General features: G+C 55.5%; 17 protein-coding genes. 15 read left to right on the top strand and 2 right to left on the bottom strand.

Annotated features, from left to right (window positions below; genetic code table 11):
• The first annotated feature begins 74 nt into the window (after window positions 1-74).
• The 6 genes from TH4_RS00855 (at window position 75) to queG (ending at window position 6,444) form a co-directional block, all read left to right on the top strand.
• The gene (locus TH4_RS00855; RefSeq protein ID WP_040822812.1) at window positions 75-1,601 is read left to right on the top strand and encodes an inorganic phosphate transporter; all 1,527 of its coding nucleotides are present in this window, start codon (window positions 75-77) and stop codon (window positions 1,599-1,601) included.
• A gap of 231 nt (window positions 1,602-1,832) precedes the next feature.
• A complete protein-coding gene (locus TH4_RS00850; RefSeq protein ID WP_064779569.1) occupies window positions 1,833-2,378 on the top strand; it encodes a VUT family protein in 546 nt (181 codons plus the stop codon).
• 123 nt (window positions 2,379-2,501) lie between these two features.
• A complete protein-coding gene (queA, locus tag TH4_RS00845; RefSeq protein WP_064779568.1) occupies window positions 2,502-3,554 on the top strand; it encodes a tRNA preQ1(34) S-adenosylmethionine ribosyltransferase-isomerase QueA in 1,053 nt (350 codons plus the stop codon).
• A gap of 6 nt (window positions 3,555-3,560) precedes the next feature.
• On the top strand, window positions 3,561-4,703 hold the full coding sequence (tgt, locus tag TH4_RS00840; protein WP_064779567.1) for a tRNA guanosine(34) transglycosylase Tgt: 1,143 nt from the start codon (window positions 3,561-3,563) through the stop codon (window positions 4,701-4,703).
• A 3-nt stretch (window positions 4,704-4,706) separates the two neighbouring features.
• A complete protein-coding gene (queF, locus tag TH4_RS00835; RefSeq protein WP_064779566.1) occupies window positions 4,707-5,174 on the top strand; it encodes a preQ(1) synthase in 468 nt (155 codons plus the stop codon).
• A gap of 103 nt (window positions 5,175-5,277) precedes the next feature.
• Window positions 5,278-6,444, top strand: coding sequence for a tRNA epoxyqueuosine(34) reductase QueG (gene queG, locus TH4_RS00830; RefSeq protein WP_245227660.1), 1,167 nt, complete (start codon window positions 5,278-5,280; stop codon window positions 6,442-6,444).
• On the opposite strand, the gene TH4_RS00825 is transcribed toward queG, so the two are convergent.
• On the bottom strand, window positions 6,445-7,230 hold the full coding sequence (locus tag TH4_RS00825) for a phosphodiesterase (RefSeq protein ID WP_064779565.1): 786 nt from the start codon (window positions 7,228-7,230) through the stop codon (window positions 6,445-6,447).
• 75 nt (window positions 7,231-7,305) lie between these two features.
• On the opposite strand from TH4_RS00825, the gene TH4_RS00820 reads away from it, so the two are divergent.
• Together TH4_RS00820 and asnB are read left to right on the top strand one after the other, a co-directional pair.
• Complete coding sequence (locus TH4_RS00820) at window positions 7,306-7,578, top strand: ribbon-helix-helix domain-containing protein (protein WP_064779564.1); 273 nt, start codon at window positions 7,306-7,308, stop codon at window positions 7,576-7,578.
• 11 nt (window positions 7,579-7,589) lie between these two features.
• Window positions 7,590-9,449 (top strand): asparagine synthase (glutamine-hydrolyzing), encoded by a 1,860-nt coding sequence (gene asnB / locus TH4_RS00815; protein WP_064779563.1) that lies wholly within the window; start codon window positions 7,590-7,592, stop codon window positions 9,447-9,449.
• On the opposite strand, the gene TH4_RS00810 is transcribed toward asnB, so the two are convergent.
• Window positions 9,417-10,496, bottom strand: a complete 1,080-nt coding sequence (locus TH4_RS00810) for a response regulator (RefSeq protein WP_064779562.1) — start codon at window positions 10,494-10,496, stop codon at window positions 9,417-9,419. The genes asnB and TH4_RS00810 overlap by 33 nt on opposite strands.
• Before the next feature lie 279 nt (window positions 10,497-10,775).
• Between TH4_RS00810 and TH4_RS00805 the strand changes: the two genes are divergently transcribed.
• From TH4_RS00805 to TH4_RS20580, 7 genes are all read left to right on the top strand, one after another.
• Window positions 10,776-11,651 (top strand): MurR/RpiR family transcriptional regulator, encoded by an 876-nt coding sequence (locus TH4_RS00805; protein WP_064779979.1) that lies wholly within the window; start codon window positions 10,776-10,778, stop codon window positions 11,649-11,651.
• 22 nt (window positions 11,652-11,673) lie between these two features.
• Complete coding sequence (locus TH4_RS00800; RefSeq protein ID WP_064779561.1) at window positions 11,674-13,062, top strand: aspartate aminotransferase family protein; 1,389 nt, start codon at window positions 11,674-11,676, stop codon at window positions 13,060-13,062.
• Entirely contained in the window at window positions 13,062-13,892 is an 831-nt protein-coding gene (locus tag TH4_RS00795; RefSeq protein ID WP_064779560.1) for a beta-keto acid cleavage family enzyme, read from the top strand. The genes TH4_RS00800 and TH4_RS00795 overlap by 1 nt, the downstream gene beginning before the upstream one ends.
• Window positions 13,893-14,098: 206 nt before the next feature.
• Window positions 14,099-15,076 (top strand): TAXI family TRAP transporter solute-binding subunit, encoded by a 978-nt coding sequence (locus TH4_RS00790; protein WP_008889649.1) that lies wholly within the window; start codon window positions 14,099-14,101, stop codon window positions 15,074-15,076.
• Window positions 15,077-15,274: 198 nt separating this feature from the next.
• Window positions 15,275-17,878, top strand: a complete 2,604-nt coding sequence (locus tag TH4_RS00785; RefSeq protein WP_008889650.1) for a TRAP transporter permease — start codon at window positions 15,275-15,277, stop codon at window positions 17,876-17,878.
• 14 nt (window positions 17,879-17,892) lie between these two features.
• A complete protein-coding gene (locus tag TH4_RS00780) occupies window positions 17,893-18,321 on the top strand; it encodes a universal stress protein (RefSeq protein WP_064779559.1) in 429 nt (142 codons plus the stop codon).
• Between the two features lie 39 nt (window positions 18,322-18,360).
• Window positions 18,361-18,861: a hypothetical protein gene (locus TH4_RS20580; protein ID WP_064779558.1), complete on the top strand. Its 501-nt coding sequence runs from the start codon at window positions 18,361-18,363 to the stop codon at window positions 18,859-18,861.
• Window positions 18,862-18,889 lie beyond the last annotated feature (28 nt).

Here is an 18,889-nt window from a genome sequence, read left to right as displayed (position 1 = left end):
AAAAAAACCTTAACAAAGAGGTCCGGCTTCGACATGATCCGCCCGTCGATTCCCTTTGATGGTAACGGTTGATTATGTCGGTAAAGAAAACTGCTCTGGATAAGGATCTCAAGTGGCAAAAACGCATGGATGCGGGGCTGGGTGAAACAGCATCGATCAGTGCGAAGCTTGGTCTGGCACTTGTCTTCCTGCTTGCCTGTAGTGCGTTTGTCGCCTTTCACATGGGCGGACTGCCGCAAAGTGGCTTCCTGATCGCCGCCGCCGTTATCGGTGGTTATATGGCGCTGAATATCGGGGCCAACGACGTTGCCAACAATGTTGGTCCGGCGGTGGGTTCCAAGGCGCTGACCATGGTTGGTGCCCTTTTGATTGCGGCCATCTTCGAGGCTGCCGGCGCGATCATTGCTGGTGGCGATGTTGTCGGCACGATCAAGAACGGCATTATTGATCCCACCCAGATGCCTGATGCCCAAACCTTTGTCTGGGCGATGATGGCAGCCCTTCTGGCCGCGGCCCTTTGGCTGAACCTGGCCACCTGGTTTGGCGCACCGGTCTCAACCACGCACTCGATTGTTGGTGGTGTCATGGGGGCTGGTATGGCCGCCGTTGGCATCGGGGCCGTGAACTGGCCGACCATGGGCACAATCGCCGCAAGTTGGGTGATCTCGCCGGTTCTGGGTGGCTTGATTGCTGCCGGGTTCCTGGCCTTTATCAAATTCCGCATTCTTTACACCGAAGACCGCGTGACTGCTGCACGCAAGTGGGTTCCGATCTTGGTCGGCGTTATGGTCTCGGCCTTTACGATGTATCTGATGATGAAGGGTGTGAAGAAAATCTGGAAGGCCGAAACACCGGTTGTGATCGCCATTGGTGTTGCCGCGTTCTTCCTGACCGTGATCCCGGTCCGCAAGGCCGTCTTCCGTGCTTCGGCCAGCATGACCGGCCGTCGCAAGGAAATCGCATCGCTGTTTCGCATTCCGCTTGTTGTCTCAGCAGCCCTGCTGTCATTCGCGCATGGCTCGAACGATGTTGCCAACGCGATTGGTCCGCTGGCTGCCATTGTTTCCGGAGTTGATAGCGGTCAGATCGTGACCTCGGCCCCGATCCCGATCTGGGTGATGGTCATCGGCGCGCTTGGTATTTCTGCCGGTCTGATCCTGTTTGGTCCGAAACTGATCAAGACGGTTGGATCAAAGATCACCAAGCTTGATCCGATCCGTGCCTATACCGTGGCATTGTCGGCGGCCCTTACGGTGATTGTCGCATCTGCACTGGGTCTTCCGGTCAGTTCGACCCACATTGCGGTTGGTGCTGTGTTCGGGGTTGGTTTCCTGCGTGAAAGCCTGTCGCATCGTCGTCGTAAGGTTGCATCGCCTATGTTGGTGGATCGTCCCGAAAACGAACAGGGCGATGAACATATCGAAGCGCTTCGTCAGATTGACCCGAGTGAGGCCGAAAAGGCTGAGAAGAAAATGCGCAAGCGTCTTCTGGTGCGTCGTCGCTATGCGGTGACGATTGCAACCGCGTGGGTGGTGACGGTTCCGGCCGGTGCCTTCCTCGGCGCGCTTCTGTTCTTCACCATTCGTGGCATCATGCTGTAACTTAAAACGAATATGGTTTCGCGGCGCGGCGCCCCATTTTCCCCGGGGCGACATGCAGCGATCTGCAGCGGCGATCAGGTTTTCCTGATCGCCGTTTTTCCTTGACCGGGCCTTGGTCTGCGCGTAAACAGCCGCACCAAAGTTACACAGAATCCGTTCGTGATCGTCGCCCAGTATGGTGGGCCGCGAGATTTGTTATGCGTGGGTTCATTTGATGAGAAGGGCTAACAGATGAAAGCGATCATTTTCGGTGTCCTCGCCATGGCGGTGACCGTTGTCGCATCGAACATTCTGGTCGAATACCCGCTGCCCGGCGTTCTGGCGGACTGGCTGACCTATGGTGCTTTTACCTATCCGGTCGCTTTCCTTGTTACCGACCTGACCAACCGTGCCCGCGGTGCGGCGGCGGCACGGGTTGTTGTGCTGGCCGGGTTTGCGCTTGCGGTTGTTCTGTCGCTGATCGTTGCGGATACGCGCATTGCCATCGCATCGGGTTCGGCTTTTCTGATTGCCCAGATGCTTGATGTGACCGTGTTTGACAAACTGCGCCGTGCAAGCTGGTGGAAAGCACCGCTGGTGTCGTCTGGCATCGGATCGGCGGTTGATACCGCCTTGTTCTTCTCGATTGCGTTTGCCGGTACGGGGCTTCCGTGGGATACGTGGGCGATGGGTGATTTCGCAGCCAAGATGATCATGGCGCTGACCTGTCTGGCTCCGTTCCGTCTTTTGATGACGGTGATCACACCGCGCACTGATGCGGAACCGGCCCGCGGCTGATATCGGTTTGATACAAAGCCTGGGCGCATCAGATATGCCGTCCGTGGCCTTGTGATTTCTTCTGAAGGGGCGCATAACACGCCCCTTCATTTGTTTTTTAATTGAGCGGAATTTCCCTGATCCATGAAAGTCGATCTGTTCGATTTTGAATTGCCGCGCGAACGCATTGCCGAACATCCGGCCAACCCGCGTGATGCTGCCCGTATGCTTGATTTGTCAGGCAAAGGGATGCAGGACCGCATCGTGCGCGAATTGCCCGATATTTTGCGTCCCGGTGATCTGCTGATATCCAATGATACGCGCGTGATCCCGGCCCGCCTGTTTGGTAAACGCGGGGATGCCAAGGTTGAGGTGACCCTGCATAAACAGGAAGGCCTTGGTACATGGGTGGCATTTGCCAAACCGGCCAAGAAGCTGCGCATCGGGGAAACCTTCAAGGTCAATGACGAATTCGAAGCCGAAGTTCTTGCCAAGAAGGACGGCGGCGAAGTGACCCTGCGCTTTAACAAATCCGGTGCAGACCTCATTGCCGCACTTGAAAAATACGGCGTCATGCCGCTGCCGCCCTATATCCGTCGCGAGGCGGGCGGTGATGATCAGGATAAATCCGATTATCAGACCATCTTTGCGCAAAAGGACGGTGCTGTGGCGGCCCCGACGGCGGGTTTGCATTTCACCCCGGAACTTCTGGCCAATCTGGATGCGCGCGGGATCAATCGCCGCACGATTACGCTTCATGTCGGGGCGGGCACCTTCCTGCCGGTCAAGGTCGACGATACCGATGATCACAAGATGCATGCCGAATGGGGTTCGATCAGCAAGGAAATCGCCGATCTGATCAACGAAACCCGCGCCAATGGCGGTCGTGTGGTTGCGGTGGGGACCACGTCGCTGCGTCTGCTTGAAAGTGCGGCGCGCGAAGACGGGGTGGTTGAACCGTTCGAGGCGGAGACCGACATCTTTATCACGCCGGGCTATAAATTCCGCGCAGTGGATATGTTGCTAACCAACTTCCACCTGCCGCGCTCGACGCTGTTTATGCTGGTGTCGGCCTTTGCCGGGTTTGAACGCATGAAGGCGGCCTATCAGCACGCCATCGAAAACGAATACCGTTTTTATTCCTATGGCGATTGCAGCCTGCTTGAATGCGCCAACAAAATTGATGCACGGACATAAGAACCGATGACCGAATTTCGCTATGAACTGCTTGCTCAGGATGGCAAGGCCCGTTTGGGGCGCATTCACACCGCCCACGGCGTGATTGATACGCCGACTTTTATGCCGGTGGGTACGGCCGCCACGGTTAAGGGCATGTTGCCGGAAAACGTTGCCGACACGGGTGCGCAGATCCTTTTGGGCAATACTTACCATTTGATGCTGCGTCCGGGTGCAGAACGCATCGCACGTCTGGGTGGCCTGCACAAATTCATGAACTGGGACAAGCCGATCCTGACCGATAGCGGCGGGTATCAGGTCATGTCGCTGGCAAAACTGCGCAAGATCACCGAAGAAGGTGTGACGTTTAAAAGCCATATCGATGGCCGCAAGTTCAACCTGACACCCGAACGCTCCATGGAAATCCAGCATCTGCTGGGATCGACCATCACCATGGCGTTTGATGAATGCACCCCATTCCCGGCAACCGAACAGCAGGCGCGCGAAAGCATGCAGATGTCGATGCGTTGGGCGAAACGGTCCAAGGATGCGTTTGTTAACCGCGAAGGTTATGCGCTTTACGGCATTCAGCAGGGCAGTGTGTTTGAAAACCTGCGGCGTGAGAGCTCCGAAAAGTTGGCTGAGCTGGATCTTCCCGGCCATTCGGTTGGTGGTCTTGCGGTTGGCGAAGGCCAGCAGATCATGTTTGATACGCTTGATTTCTGCGTTGATATGCTGCCTGCCAACAAGCCGCGCTATTTGATGGGCGTTGGTAAGCCGTCTGACCTTGTCGGGGCGGTGATGCGCGGGATTGATCAGTTTGACTGCGTGCTGCCGACGCGATCCGGGCGCAATGCACAGGCCTTTACCCATCGCGGGACGCTGAACCTTAAAAACGGGCGGCATCGCGATGATGATCGTCCGCTGGATGATCAATGTGGTTGCCCAGCCTGCACGAAATATTCGCGTGCCTATCTGCATCACCTGATCAAGGCTGGGGAAATCCTCGGTGCGGTTCTGCTGACCTGGCACAATCTTGCCTATTATCAGGATTTGATGCGTGGCATGCGCGAAGCGATTGCCAAAGGCCGCATGGACGTCTTTGCGCGTGATTTCCATGCCGGACAGGAAGGCGGGGACATCGATCCCATGCCGATTATCGAGGACTAAGCTATGGCCGATCAAACCATCTACGACAACCTGACCATGCTGGGCGGCGACACCCAACAGCCGGCATCGCCAGACGAAGCGGTTCTGGAACGGGTACAAAACCCGCAGGCCGGAACCGATTACTGTGTGCGGTTTGTCGCACCGGAATTCACATCGCTTTGCCCGATCACCGGCCAGCCGGACTTTGCCCATCTGGTGATTGACTACGTGCCCGGTGACTGGCTGGTTGAAAGCAAGTCGCTGAAGCTTTTCCTGACCTCGTTCCGTAACCACGGATCTTTCCATGAAGATTGCACGATCAAGGTCGGCAAGCGCATTGTCGAAACCCTTGATCCGAAATGGCTGCGTATCGGTGGATACTGGTATCCGCGCGGCGGCATTCCGATTGACGTGTTCTACCAGACCGGCCCGGCACCCGAGGGTGTCTGGATCCCCGATCAGGGCGTAGCCCCGTATCGCGGGCGCGGCTAGAACTTGCGTTTATGAGTTTGTTAAAAAGGCCGCAGCATCATGTTGCGGCCTTTTGCGTTATGATCGTGAGGCGATATAACGCGCCAAAGAACAAACAGGCAGAATGACTGAACGGATGACCACCAGGACGCGCCAAAATATCACGTTTGAAATGCTTCAGGCCAAAGCCCGTGAAATCGGCTTTGATGTCTGTGGTGTGGCGCGTCCGAAAATTGATGCGCGTAATCAGCAACGTCTTGATGAATTTGTCGCGGGTGGTGAATACGGTTCTATGGCGTGGATGAATGATCCTGAACGCCTGCCGCGTCGGCGCGACCCGGAAATGTTGTGGCCCGATGTCAAATCAGTGATTGTCCTTGGCAGCAATTATGGCCCGGCGGAAAACCCGATGGCACTGCTGGATCATCCCGACAGGGCGATGATTTCGGTTTATGCCAAGAACAAGGATTATCACGACCTGATCAAAAAGCGCCTGAAACAGCTCGCACGCTGGGTTGTTGAACAGTCGGGCGGGGCGGAACAGGTCAAGGTTTTCGTCGATACCGCCCCGGTTCTGGAAAAGCCGTTGGGGCAGGCATCGGGAATTGGCTGGCAGGGAAAGCACACCAATCTTGTATCGCGCGAATTTGGCAGTTGGTTGTTTCTGGGCGAGATTTTTACGACCCTTGATCTGCCGGAAGCTGAACCGGAAATCGATCATTGCGGGTCGTGCTCCAAATGCCTGTCGGCCTGTCCGACTGATGCCTTTCCGGCCCCCTATAAGCTTGATGCGCGCAAGTGCATTTCGTATCTGACGATTGAACATGACGGGCCGATCCCGCAGAAATTTCGCAAACCCATGGGCAATCGCATTTATGGCTGTGACGATTGTCTGGCCGTTTGCCCGTGGAACAAGTTTGCGACCCGGACCGAAGAACTGGCTTTTATTCCGCGTGTCGAACTGACGGCACCAAGATTGGCGGACTTCCTTGATCTGGATGACGCCGGATTTCGGGCCTTCTTTACCGGATCGCCGATCAAGCGCATCGGTCGGGCGAAGTTCCTGCGCAATGTTCTGGTTGCGGCAGGCAATAGCGGGGCTCCGCGCCTGATCCCGCGCATTGAAAATCTGCTATCAGATGAAAGTGCCCTGATCCGTGCCAGTGCGGTCTGGGCCCTGTCGCAACTGATGAGTGCTGCTGAATTTGCCAGTCTCAAGGACATTCACGCTAAAATCGAAAGTGACCCGGTTGTTCTGGCGGAATGGGATCAGGCCAGTAACGCCGACTGATCACAATTGCATATCGAACTTCACGAAATTGAAGTGATAACGAAGCCCGCCCTTGGCATCGGCAAAGGCAATGCCATAGCCCGGCCCAAGCGGGTTGGGGTCCTGAAGCTCTTCTTCTTTTTCATGGCGAAAATCAAGCGGTTCACCCGACTGGGTGCTGTTGCCCAAAACAAACGGGACGCCCAGCCAGGTGCCCGTTGCCGGGCGATGCAGATGGCCAAAGAACAGATGTTTGATCTGCGGGTTGCTCGATACGATTTCACCAAGTGCGTCTTCGGCATCCAAGCGGATGGTATCCATGAACGGCAGGCCCATTGCCATTGGCGGATGATGCATGAACAGGAAGGTTGGCGTATCCCGATGTGCCGTCAATTCATCGCGCAGCCAGTCAAGGCGTTGCGCACAAAGCGTGCCGTGATGATGGCCGGGAACAACACTATCCATCATGACAAAACGCACACCATTGAAGGTTTGCCCGAAATTGACAAAGCCGTGGGTGTCGGTTTCTGTTGTCGGGAAGGCATCGCAAAATGCTTCGCGGATGTCGTGATTGCCCGGAATGATCAGATAGGGAATGGCAAGATCAGATAAAATATCGACAGCATTTTCATACTGTTCCGGCGTGCCGCGGTGGGTGATGTCACCCGTGATGATGCAAACTTCAGCATCCACGTGATAAGTGTTTACCTCGTCAATGACCTTGCGCAGCGTCGCGGCCGCAACGGGCAGGCGCGACACATCATTTCGCGCCAGAATATGAAGGTCGGAAAGATGTATGAATTTCATGTCGATGCCCTATCATGGCGGAAAGCTTTTGAAATCATGGTCGTTTTTGCCATTCGTGAAAAGATATAAACGCCGATGGAAGATGCCGTTCGTAAAAGATCAGTGACAATTGCCGGGCACCGGACGAGTTTTTCGCTTGAAGATGCCTTCTGGGAAGAGCTGGTCGGCATTGCACAGCGTCGCGCTATGACATTGGCTGAACTGGTTGTCGAAATCGATACCGACCGCGAAGGCAACTTGTCGAGTGCACTGCGGCTGTTTGTCCTGCGCGATCTGCAAAATCGGTTGGCAGGGGGCGCGGGCGAAGTTGAACCGTCCGATCCTGAAAGCCTCAGCGACCAGAATTAAGCAGGACATCCATGTGTGGCATTACGGGCTCAACCCAACCAGACGATTACAGTGCCGTCGATGCGATGCTCCAACGCCTTGCCCATCGGGGGCCGGACGGTTCGGGTGTCTGGTCTGACCCAAATGGAAAGATCGCCCTTGGCTGCGCACGCCTTGCAACCACAGATCTGACGGCGCCGGCCAACCAACCGCTTGTGAGCACGGACGGGCGATTTGTTCTGGTTTTCAACGGCTATATCGCGGGACATCGGCGCAAGATACAGGCGGCAACCCGCAACGGCATGACATTCCAAACCCGGAATGATGCGGAACTTGTTCTGCAATTGATGTCCGACGCAATTCGGCAGGGAAATGATCCTGCACGGGTGCTCCAAACGTTGTCGGGGCAATATGCAATTGCCTTGTGGGATGTTGCGCAATCCTGTCTGTGGCTGGCGCGTGATCCGCTGGGCATCAAACCGCTTTATGTTTTGAGCCGTCCAGTCGGTCACATTGCCTTTGCGTCAGAGATATCTGCGTTTTCAGCAGTTTCTCCGCTTGTGGATGACGTCACTATCAAACCGGCATATCTGGCCCATCTGTTTGTCCCTTCACCCAAAACCGGGATAGACGCCGTCGAACTTCTTCCACCCGGTACGCTCATGCGCTGGCAGGCGGGCGAGGTTTCCACAGGCCACATCGCGCACCCGGCATATCGGGCCGACAAGGCTTCGCAGTTGCCGACGGCGGGCGACCTGTTGTCTGCTGTTCGTCAATCGGTTGCCGATGCGATGGATGCGGATTGCGAAGTGGGATGTCTGGTTTCGGGTGGGTTGGATAGCGCGGGTGTTGCTGCCTTGGCGTGCGATATTGCGCGCGAACGCGGACAGAATATTCCCAAGGCATTCGTGATGGGGTTTGATGATCCGGCCCTTGATGAAACGGAAGCTGCGCAAAAACTGTGTCGGCATCTCGGGCAAGAACTGCATGTCGTTGCAGCCCCGACGCAGCCAAGCGACATCTATCAGGAGCTTGTAGCGGCCTTGCGCAGTGTCGGCGGGCCCTTTGCCAATCCGTCGATTGTTCTGATGCGGTGCCTTGCAAAAGCGGTGAGTGGTGATGTCAAAGTATGTCTGTCGGGCGATGGCGGGGATGAGCTGTTTGGTGGCTATCCACGATATCGGGCCGCACAGCATTACGAGACCTATTGGCGTCATGTGCCAAGACCTTTGCGGCGACTGACGGCAAAGATGTATGGCGCGGGCAATCGACGGGAAATCCATCGCTTTCTTGCTGGCGGTTCAGGGGCGCGCAATCATGCCTTTGCCGTCTGGAACAACCGGTGTGTGATACCCGAATGCGACGCCAGAATTGCGCAGCATCCTGATATAGGTGGCAGCCTGACAGACGCGATGATGCATTTTGATCGCGATGTGACGCTTCCGGGCAATCAGCTTTTGATGTCGGATCGTTGCGGGATGGCCCATGGGCTTGAATATCGCTTGCCGCTTTTGGGGCACGATGTTGTGCGCATCGCCGCGGCAGTGCCAGCCAAGCAACACCTTAAATACGGTCCCAAACCCCTGTGGCGTCAGGCAATCACCCCCTATCTGCCAGCGGGGCATGTTCAACACCACAAAATCGGGTTTAATCCGCCCGTCGCGACGTGGCTTTTGGGTGTTGCCCGATATCTGTGGGGGGATGAGAACCGAATTCTTGAGGCGATCTTCGCCGATGTCGCCATTACGCAGGGTCACAAGACGGCGTATTGGAAGCGTGCCGTTTCGGGCAAGGATCTGGATATGGCGCTTAGTGTCTGGGCGCTGATGGTCTGGCAAATCTGGCTTGGACTGGATGGATCAGATATGGGGCGCGCTGCTGATACTGCGTGATCTGCGATACAGATTGAGCGCAGTCAGGGCCGTCGGGGCCAGTTGCACCACTTGGCGCGAGAGTGACAGCAGGCGGTCTTCATCCGGATCATTGTCTTCGAATACGGATTGGGTGGTTTCGCAAAGTTCGGAAAGCTGGCGCAGTCCAAAGGTGCCGGATGTGCTTTTAAGCGCATGAACTTCGTTGCGCACCGTGGTCATGTCGTCTTCTGACAGGGCCTTGTCGATCTTGACCAGACGGGATTCCGTTTCATTGATGAAAATCTCGATGCCGCATCCCGCACCTTCATCCCCGGCATCGGTGTAAAGCTGTTCAAGAATACGCACATCAAGAACCGGACTGGTCAGGGATTCTGGGCGATACGGACGACCGATCCGTGCGCCCTTGCTGCGTTTTTGGGCTGCGTTCGGATCGCCTGTGGTGCCGCTGCGCCGGGTGATCAGTTCCTGCATGGTTTTGATCAGTTTTTGCCGCTGGATGGGCTTGTTGATGAAATCATCAACACCCGACTGGCGGGCAATAACATTCCAGTCACGCGACTGATGGGCGGATAATGCAATGATCGGCGTGCGCGAAACCGGACCACTCATATGGCGGATGCGGCGGGTGGTGTGCAGCCCGTCCATATCGGGCATTTCGACATCCATCAGGATCAGGTCGGCATTCACCCCGCGCTTGAGCATGTTCAGCACCGTCTGGCCATTGCTGGCCTCGACAATGCCATATCCCTCGGCCTGCAGAATGCGGCGTGCCACCATGCGGTTGCTTTCGCTGTCATCGGCAATGATGACGGTGCCGATTTTGGCATCATTGGCAGAGCTGGCAGCTTCAAGACGTTCGGACTGAGGGACTTGCGGCTTGACGAAGCACACTGAAAGCATGCCGCCATCGGCAAGTTCGGTCTCATTGAAGATCAGGTCTTCCTCGGCAATTCCGGAGATCAATTGTTCCCAAGCCGGATTGGCAAAGACAATCCGTTCGTCTGCATCAAACAGCGCAATGCCTGTCTGTGCCTGATTAAGGGCCTCGATGATCTTCGTTTCCATTGGACATCGACCGATTCGGCGCCCCGGTTTCCATCAAAGGGCGCATTTGAATTTTCCGTATGAAACGCAAAGGTTTCATTTGTGAGTCCAGTTATTTTTACAGTTTTTTCTAATAAGTCCATGTTTTTTAGGCGTCACACCTAATGTCCCGGTCCCAAAGATGAAACAGAGATGCGAAACATATGTTTCGTACGTTTTATTTTTTGAAACATCTGTTGTGTGTGGCGGCAGCCTGTGGCGTAATCTTGGTCTTCCTGACAGGGCATGGATATTCGGGTGATGGGTTTGCAAACTGATCTGCGTGAAAAGCTTATTTCGGATTACGCAAAGCTTAGTCCGCAAATGCAAAAGGCTGCGCGCTATATCCTGGATCATCCAAATGATGTCGCCTTGCGTTCCATGCGGGCACTGGCCCGTGCGGCAAATGTGCCGCCAAGTACGGTCACCCGGTTGATGACTGCGATTGGCGTCGAAACCTGGCAGGACTTCCGGGATCATTATCAAAGCCGGTTGCTTGATCAGCCCGCAAGCTACGCCCGGCGCGCGCGCGAAACGCAAAAGACCGACAATGATGTCGACCGGGACCAGCATCTTCTTGAAAGCATTTGCCGCACCGAAATCGACAATATCAGCGACGCTTACGCGCCGGATCTTGTGTCACGCATGATTGCCACCTGCGAGGCGATTGAAAACGCCCGGCAGGTCTTCATCGTCGGGCGGGGTGCGGCATACCCGGCTGCCTTCCAGTTTGCCTATGCCTACCGGCTGTTTTGCGACAATGGCGTCCTGGTCGATGGCCATTCCGGTACTTTTGGCGATGAACTGCGCGGTATCGGGCGACGTGACATCATGATTGCTGTCGGGGCAAAACCCTATATCCGCGATACGGTGCGTGCGGTTGAGTTTGCCCGCTCCCAACACTGCCCGGTCATCGCAGTGACAGACTCTGATGTTTCACCGATTGCGATGGATGCGCATTGCAAACTTGTGGTGCGCGACACCTCGCAGTCCTTCTTCCAAAGTTTTACCGCCGCCCTTTCCGTGATGCAGGCCCTTGTTGCCCTGCTGGTTGCGCGGGGTGGCCCCAAGGCCCTGCAACGGATTGCCGCTGCAGAAGAACAACTCGCTGTCTTTGATACATATCTCGAAGACTAGTCACTTCACGGAACGCCCGATCATGACCAACGCGTCAAACTCTGCCCAATCCTCTGCCCCGGTCCCGAATGCCGGAACCCGTGTTCTGCACCGCACGAGCACATCCATTCCGCCGCGCGCCGTCAGGGGCGAGGGGATCTATATTTTTGACCAGAACGGAAAGAGTTATCTTGATGCTTGCGGTGGGGCGGCTGTGTCATGCCTTGGTCATTCTGACCCGGATGTCCGTGCTGCCATGCATGCGCAGATTGATCAGATTGCCTATGCCCATTCCGGGTTCTTTTCATCCGATGCGATGGAAGAACTGGCCGATGAACTGGTCGCATCGGCGCCCGAAGGCATCGACAAAGTCTATTTTGTTTCTGGCGGGTCGGAGGCCACTGAGGCCGCGCTTAAAATGGCGCGCCAGTATTTTCTCGAAATCGGGCAGCCGGACCGTAAATACGTCATTGCCCGTCGCCAATCCTATCACGGCAATACACTTGGCGCGTTGTCGGTTGGTGGCAATATGTGGCGGCGCAAACAGTTTGAGCCACTTTTGATCACCGCAAGTCACATCGCACCTGTTTATCAGTATCGCGATCAGCGTGACGATGAAACGCCAGAGGCCTATGGCCTGCGTGTTGCCAATGAACTGGAAACCGCGATCCTTGAACTTGGGGCGGAAAGCGTGGCGGCATTCGTGGCCGAACCGGTTGTCGGGGCAACGGTAGGGGCACTGGCACCGGTGCCGGGCTACTTCAAGCGCGTTCGCGAAATTTGTGATCAGTATGGTGTGTTGCTGATCCTTGATGAGGTCATGTGCGGCATGGGACGCACCGGCACCCTGCATGCGATTGAGCAGGAAGGCATTTCTGGCGATCTGCAAACCATCGCCAAGGGACTTGGGGCAGGTTACCAGCCGATTGGTGCCGTGCTTGTGTCAAAGAAAATCAACGATGCCATTGCCAATGGATCGGGTTTCTTCCAGCACGGTCACACGTATCAGGGGCATGCAACAGCATGTGCGGCTGCGCTTGCGACCCAACGCGCCATCAAGGAACGCAACCTTCTGACCAATGTCGTCAAACAGGGGGAAAACCTTGTCGCGGCACTTGAGGCAAAACTCGGCCAGCATCCGTTTGTTGGTGATATCCGTGGACGCGGCCTGTTTCGCGGGGTGGAGCTTGTCGCGGACCGTGAAACCAAGGACCCGTTTGATCCTACCCTTAAAATCAATGCCAAGATCAAGAAGGCGGCCTTTGCACTCGGTCTGATGGCCTATCCGATGGGCGGCACGATTGATGGCGTTCGCGGTGACCATGTGTTGTTTGCCCCGGCCTTCATCATTGATGAAAACGATGTCGCCAAGATTGTCGATCTGTTTGCCGGTGCGCTTGATGATGTCTTTAAGGCCGAGGGACTGGCGTGATGGGATATGGTGACAAACCGTTTCTGATTGCCTCGGCCCCAAATGGTGCGCGCAAAACAAAGGCCGATTTGCCAAACATCCCGATCACGCCAGCCGAAGTCGCAAGGACGGCTTTGGAATGCAAGGCCGCCGGTGCATCAATGATGCATCTGCATGTTCGTGATGAGGATCAGAAACACAGTCTGGATGTTGGTCGTTATCGCGAAATGCTGACCGAGGTCAGATCATCGGTTGGTGACGATATGTTGTTGCAGGTCACGACCGAGGCGGTTGGCATCTATACAGCCCAGCAGCAGATGGAAATGATCAGAAACCTGCTGCCAGAGGCGGTATCAATCGCTGTACGTGAAATTGCACCCGTCGATGCGGACCTCAATGCATTGAAATCGTTTTTCGAATTCATGCGCGAAGCCAAAATCGCGCCGCAACTGATCCTGTATGCGCCCGAAGATGTGGCGCGCTTCAATCAGCTTGTTGAAATCGGCGTTCTGCCCGGCGACAAATTCCCGGTCTTGTTCGTGCTGGGGCGCTACACCGCAGGGCAGGTGTTGCAACCCATCGAACTTTTGCCGTTTATCGGTGCCAGTCCTTATGTCTCGGAATGGATGCTATGTGCGTTTGGGCCTTATGAAAACGCCTGCATTCTGACGGGTGCTGGACTGGGTGGTCACGCGCGTATCGGATTTGAAAATAATCACCTTAGGGTTGACGGATCGGCTGCTTCGAACAATGCTGATCTTATTGCCCAGGCACATGATGGTTCGATCCTGATGGGGCGGAAGATCGCGACAGGTGAACAGGCCCGCCAGATTATGCAACCCATGTGGTAGGAGGGGCAAAAAGAACCGGACAATACGCACAAATACTGAATTTCCTCAGGAGGTTTCGGGGTTATAGGGTTTTATTCCGCCAAGTCGGACACTATAATCCCCATCGTCGAAACATCTGATTTTTCTGATGTTTCCGTTTGATTCAGTTGTTCGATGTCGAACATTTGAATGCCTGATAATAGGGTGTAAAAAGGGAGCGAATCCTAATGAAAAAACTTATCGCTGTAGCGGGTGCAGTCGCTGCGATTGCTGGCGCCTCGCTGTTTGCCGGTCAGGCCTCGGCACAGGAAAACCGTTTCATCACCATCGGTACCGGTGGTGTGACTGGTGTGTACTATCCGACCGGTGGCGCGATCTGCCGTCTGGTCAACAAGGATCGCAAAGAGCACGGCATTCGTTGCTCGGTCGAATCCACGGGTGGTTCGGTCTACAACATCAACACCATTCGTACCGGCGAGCTGGACATGGGTGTTGCCCAGTCTGACTGGCAGTACCATGCCTATAACGGGACTTCGAAATTCGAAGACCAGGGTCCGTTCGAAGACCTGCGCGCTGTATTCTCCGTCCATCCGGAGCCGTTCACCGTTGTTGCCCGTGCAGATGCCGGCATCAAGACCTTTGACGACCTCAAAGGCAAGCGCGTGAACATCGGTAACCCGGGTTCCGGTCAGCGCGGCACCATGGACATCGTTCTTGCTGCCAAAGGCTGGACCCTTGATGACTTCTCGCTGGCATCCGAACTGAAGCCGGCTGAGCAGTCCCAGGCGCTTTGCGACAACAAGATCGACGCGATGATCTACACCGTTGGTCATCCGTCCGGTTCGATCCAGGAAGCAACCACTGCCTGTGATTCGGTTCTGGTTGAAGTTGCTGGCCCGGAAATTGAAAAGCTGATCGCTGACAACCCCTACTACCGTGCAGCCACCATCCCGGGCGGCATGTACCGTGGTAACCCGGATGATGTTGTTACCTTTGGTGTCGGTGCGACCTTTGTGTCCTCGACCAACACCGATGCCGACATCGTCTACAACGTTGTCAAAGCAGTCTTTGAAAACTTCGACGACTTCAAAAAGCTGCATCCGGCATTTGAAGTCCTGAAAAAAGAAGAAATGATCAAGGACGGCCTGTCGGCTCCGCTGCATGACGGCGCAGCTCAGTACTACAAAGAAGCTGGCCTGATGTAATCAGGCTTGGGACGGAGGGCGTTTATCGCCCTCCGTTTTTCTTTTGCGCCCGACGGGTTTGCTCACAAAAATTGAAGAAAATGAACACCGTCATTTAGGTGTTGGAGTACTCCGTAGGGGACCGGGTGTGTGTCGACGGAGGCTTTTTGTTTCTGGACCCCCAGTTCAAATGGCTTTCGTAGTGACCGGGAGTTTGTGATGACTGACGACAAGAATACGGAAAATGTGTCCGTCGATCAGGGGCTGCAGGACCTGATTGCGGAAAATGATACAGGGGCCCGTCAGCCAAGTGGTTTGACGGCGAAAATATTACTGTGGCTTGCGGTTGCATGGTCACTGTTCCAGCTTTGGCTGGCCTCGCCATTGCCATTTATCTTTAATTTCGGCGTTTTGAACTCGACCGAGGCACGGTCGATCCATCTCGCTTTTGCAATTTTCCTGGCCTTTATGGCCTATCCGGCCTTCAAGAATTCGCCGCGCAGTTATATCCCGATTATGGATTGGGTGCTGGCGGCGGTTGGCGCGTTTTGCGCGGCCTATATTTACATTTTCTATCGTGAAATCTCGGATCGTCCCGGGCTTCCGACGACGGGCGACCTTGTTGCGGCTGGCGTTGGCCTTGTCATGTTGCTTGAGGCAACCCGTCGCGCACTTGGCCCGCCCTTGATGATCGTTGCGATGGTGTTCCTGGCATATGTCTTCTTTGGCAATGCACCGTGGGTGCCCGACGTTCTGCAATGGAGCGGTGCAAGCTTCTCCAAGGCGATGTCGCATCAGTGGATCACCACCGAGGGCGTGTTTGGTATCGCGCTTGGCGTATCAACCAGCTTTGTGTTTCTGTTTGTCCTGTTTGGCTCGCTTCTCGATAAGGCGGGGGCCGGCAACTATTTCATTAAGGTTGCATTTGCCGCCCTCGGTCACATGCGCGGTGGCCCGGCAAAGGCCGCTGTTTTGTCATCGGCGATGACCGGCCTGATTTCCGGGTCCTCGATTGCCAACGTTGTGACGACCGGTACCTTTACCATTCCGCTGATGAAGCGCGTTGGTTTCTCGGGCGAGAAGGCCGGTGCGGTGGAAGTCGCATCCTCGGTCAATGGTCAGATCATGCCGCCTGTGATGGGGGCTGCGGCCTTCCTGATGGTGGAATATGTCGGCATTCCGTACCCGGAAGTCATCAAGCATGCCTTCCTGCCAGCCACGATTTCCTATATCGCGCTGATCTACATTGTTCACCTTGAGGCACTTAAGGCGAACATGAAGGGCCTGCCGAAACGGGTGACCTCGACCCTTGGTCAAACGCTGATCAGATCGCTTCTGTTCGTGCTGTCACTCGTCGTGCTTTCGGGGCTGGTTTACTACGCCATTGTCTTCCAGAAGCAGCTATTTGGTGATGCCGTTGGTTGGATTGTCGCACTCGAGTGCGCTGCGATCTATCTGGCAGGGCTTTATTACGCGGCAAGATATCCCGACCTTGAAATGGATGATCCCAACCAGCCGGTGGTCGAGTTGCCGGCTTTGGGTGAAACCGCCAAGGCTGGTCTGCATTATCTGCTGCCGGTTGTGGTTCTGGTCTGGTTCCTGATGATCGAATTGAAATCACCGGGGCTGTCGGCCTTCTGGGCAACGGTTCTGATGATCTTCATCATGCTGACCCAGCATGCGGCCAAGGGCATCTTCCGCAAAAGCCGTAATGTCTCCAACGATCTTAAGCTTGGCTTGATCGACGTGATTGACGGTTTTGCCACCGGTGCCCGCAACATGATCGGTATCGGTGTGGCAACTGCCGCTGCCGGGATCATCGTTGGCACGGTTTCGCTGACCGGTATCGGTCAGGTGATGGTTGAATTCGTCGAACTGATTTCGGGCGGCAATTTGATGCTGATCCTGATCTTCACCGCCGTGATCAGCCTGATCCTTGGCATGGGGCTTCCTACCACGGCAAACTACATCGTGGTTTCGAGCCTGATGGCACCGGTGATTGTCGAACTTGGCGCGGCAAACGGACTGATCGTGCCGTTAATTGCGGTTCACCTGTTCGTCTTCTATTTCGGTATCATGGCCGATGTGACCCCGCCGGTCGGTTTGGCATCCTTTGCCGCAGCCGCCGTATCGGGGGCTGATCCGATGAAGACGGGTCTGGTCGCATTCTTCTATTCGATGCGCACAGCCGTCCTGCCGTTCTTGTTCCTGTTCAACACGCAACTTCTGATGATCGGTCTGGATCATCCGCTGGATGTGGTGATGGTGATCATTGTTTCGACAATCGCCATGCTGGTCTTTGCCGCAGCGACGCAGGGGTATTTCTTTGCCCGGTCCAAGCTGTGGGAAAGTGCGGCACTGCTGTTGATCGCATTCACCTTGTTCCGTCCGGGTTTCTGGCTCGACATGATTGCGCCGCCTTATGAAAACCTGCCGGCGACAACCATCGTCGAAGATGCTGCCAACATGCCGCCTGAATCCAACATCCTTCTGGATGTCGAAGGCATCAGCATCGAAGGGGATGAGGTTTCCAAATCCGTGATGCTGCCGCTTGGTCCGGCAGGCGCGGGTGAGGATCGCCTTTATCACGCCGGTATCGGTATCCGGAATGAGGATGGTCGTATCTATATCGACGATCTGGTCTTTGCTGGTCCGGCCGAGAAAGCCGGTCTTGATTTCGACTTTGAAATCACCGCGGTAAAGGTCGAGGCTGATCGTCCGGCCAAGGAAGTCTTCTTTATCCCGGCCTTCCTGTTGCTGGGTGGGATTATTGTTCTTCAACGCCGACGCAAGCGCAGTGAAGACGCGCTTGGTACGGCCTGACTGGGAGATTGAACATGTACAAGGATATTCTGGTCACAGTAGATCTTGATCATGAGTCTTCCTGGAAGAAGGCCGTACCGGTTGCGATCAAGCAGGCGCAAAGCTTTGGCGCGCGCCTGCATGTTCTGACCGTGGTGCCCTCGGTTGGAATGTCGATGGTTGGTCAATTCTTCCCGAAGGGTTACGAAACCAAGGTTCTTGAAGCTTATAACGAACGTCTCCACCAATTTGTCGCTGAACATATTCCGTCAGACATCAAGGTGCAGCACATCGTGGGCCAGGGAACGGTTTACGAGGTCATCCTTCAGATCGCGAAGAAAACCGATTGCGACCTGATCGTGATCGGATCCCACCGTCCGGAACTGAAGGATTACCTTCTGGGGCCGAATGCCGCGCGCGTTGTGCGCCATGCCGATTGCTCGGTGATGGTTGTTCGCGAGTAGGCTTTGAAGGCCTTTCTGCTTGAATAGAAAACGGGGGCGATGCAACTGCATCGCCCCCGTTGTCGTTGGGACGGATCAAATCATCACTTTGCTGCGCACGGGTTCGCAGCACATGGATTGGCCGCACACGGGTTTTTCGCAGCACATGGATTAGCTGCGCACGGGTTTGCCGCGCACGGGCTGCACGGGTTAACCACTTTTTTGGCTGCACACGGGTTCGCAGCGCAAGGGTTCGCAGCGCAAGGGTTCGCGGCACAAGGATTGGCTGCACATGGGCTGCACGGTGCGCAACTTGCCACTTCGGCGGTTGGGGCCGGAAGCGGGTCGGCCATCGCCATCGGTGTTGCCATGGCAAGGCTGGTGCCGATTGCCATCGCCGGGATGAGTGCCTTTTGTGCGAAAGTCATGGATTTCTTGGTCATGTCGTGCCTCTCTGAAGATCCGGTAAGTTCAATCCGGGGCGTTCCATCGCCCATCGGTAAGCGCACTATGATCCAATTCTTCACCGAAGCGGCGTCACATGGTTTCACTGTTGTGTGAGACCGTCGTGTTCAAAAAGGTGTTTGCC

Origin of the sequence: Thalassospira tepidiphila MCCC 1A03514, from assembly GCF_001662875.1 — a bacterium.
GTDB classification, from domain to species: domain Bacteria; phylum Pseudomonadota; class Alphaproteobacteria; order Rhodospirillales; family Thalassospiraceae; genus Thalassospira; species Thalassospira tepidiphila.
This window is presented reverse-complemented; position numbering and strand designations above follow the sequence as displayed.